General features: G+C 60.4%; 2 protein-coding genes. Both read right to left on the bottom strand.

Going from position 1 to position 2,017, the window contains the following annotated elements:
* Positions 1 to 695, bottom strand: a 695-nt coding sequence (locus NW837_RS00315; protein ID WP_414328723.1) for a protein kinase domain-containing protein, incomplete at its 3' end; no start/stop codon positions are given.
* Between the two features lie 158 nt (positions 696 to 853).
* The coding region (locus tag NW837_RS00310; protein ID WP_414328722.1) for a copper resistance D family protein at positions 854 to 2,017 on the bottom strand (1,164 nt) is incomplete at its 5' end.

The raw sequence follows: 2,017 nt of genomic DNA, 5'->3' as shown, positions 1-2,017 counted from the left end.
GTGCGGGGATCATCCCGGATCTTATGGGGAGGACGACCGGTGAGGGCTTGGATGGCCAGCACCCCTACGGAGTACAGGTCGCTGCAGGGCTGGGGCTTGCCGTTGAGCTGTTCGGGCGCCATGTAGCCAACCGAGCCAATCACCGTCGCCAACTGGGTTTGGCCGGGGGCATGGCTGACCAACCGCCCCACTTCCTTGACTGCCCCAAAGTCGATCAACACCAACTTGCCATCGGCATCGCGGCGCATCAGGTTGGCCGGCTTGATATCCCGATGGACGATCTGGTGGGCGTGTACATGGCGCAGGATCTCCAAAATATCCCACAACAGTTTCAAAACCTCGGCCTCGCTCAGCGGCTTGCCCGGGATCAGCTCCTGGCTGAGATCATGCCCGGCAACAAACTCTTGCACCAAGTAAAAATCCTGATCCTGCTCGAAGTGGGCCAAAAGGCGGGGCACCTGGTCGAAGTGGTTGAGCCGGTTGAGAACCTTGGCTTCCCGTTCAAAGAGCTTGCGAGCCGTGGCCAACGTATAGGGATCCGTGGAGAGGGGGCGAAGGCGCTTGACGACGCAAGGGCTATCGAAGGTGTCTTGATCCACCGCCTTGTAGGTTACGCCAAACCCTCCTTCCCCGAGGGGATGGAGAATGCGATAGCGTCCCCTGAGCACACTTCCCGCTCTGATCTTGTCTTCCATAGCCAAGCCAGTCGCCTGAGCGGAGCAGCCTTTTGCCACTACGAGCTGGCTCGATTCTGCCACAGGCCGACGCCCTTGGGCGGAGCAACCCACAGCTCCTATCCAGGGTCTTTTTCTGCTTTTTCTTTTCGCGATCTTCAATGTCTGTAACAATTCAGTCAGAGAGAAACCGCGATCTGACCTCGCCGCTCTTCAAAATCGCTGATCAGCAGTCTCACCTCGATCTGCCATTCCCCCGCCAGGGCCAGAGGCACATTTTCCACCACAAATTGGCCAGGCCTATCCGGCGCTACAGTACGGCGTAGAGGGGGGATCCCCTGTTCTGGCAGGGAAAACCCAAGGGTCAATTCCTGAGCCGGGATCCCTTTCACTTCAACTTGGATCTGGTTTTCTCCGGGACGACAGGGCAGAATCCTCAGGTGCAGGCTGCCTTCCGGCCAGTTCAAGCTCTCTTCACAACTGGTCTGCCAACCTGATTCCAGGGGGGATCCCATGCCCTGCCTCCCATGACTGGGGGGAGCCTGGGCCACCAGGAAGCTGGTCAAGGCCAGCACCAGAATCAGCCCCACCAACTCCAGGCGGACGATCCGGCGCAGCGACCGGCCCACCGTCTGCCCACCCTGTTGCAATGCCGGCACCAGCCGAAACTTGTTGTGGGCGCCCAACCCCACCATCATCAGCACCAGCAGCAGCTTGGCCCAGAGATACTGCCCATACGGATGATCCCAGTCCCAGCCGCGGTGGATCCCACCCATCCCCACCCCTGCCAGGATCAGTCCGGGCACTGCCCAGGTGGCCACGTCAGAAAACCGTTGGATGATGCCTACAGATGGGTAGGGAGCAGATTCCTTGCCCAGCAGGCGCTCCAGCCCCCACAACCCTCCCAACCAGAAAGCTGAACCGGCCAGATGCAGCCCCAGCAGCGCCATTGTCCCCATCGGATGCTCACTGGTGAGAGCATGGCCAATGGGCAAAAAGGAGCCGAGCACCAACACCGACCCCATACCGCTGGCCCAGACGGCACCTCCCTCACAGGCCCAGATCAGGATCCCTAGCCCCACCAGCCGCAGCCCTGTACCCCAACCGTAGGGAGAAAGCATCACACGCAGCAGCTCTCGCCCATTAAAGTAAGGGTAGAGCTGGGCCAAATGCAGACTGAAGGCCACCACGGTCAAGCTGAGGGTGATCCAAGCTGTCGCAAAAGCCCAAGATAAGGGCTCCGCCCCGCTGACGCGATCAGAATCGGCAAAACTGCTCCGCTGCCCCCGCAACAGTCGCCACCAGCCCAGCACCCCCACCACAAAGAGGCTGCCCAAGTAGAT

This window comes from Synechococcus sp. R6-10, assembly GCF_047461815.1.
Lineage (GTDB): Bacteria > Cyanobacteriota > Cyanobacteriia > Thermostichales > Thermostichaceae > Thermostichus.
Note: the sequence above shows the minus strand (reverse complement) of the source record. Positions and strands in the feature narration are given on the sequence as shown.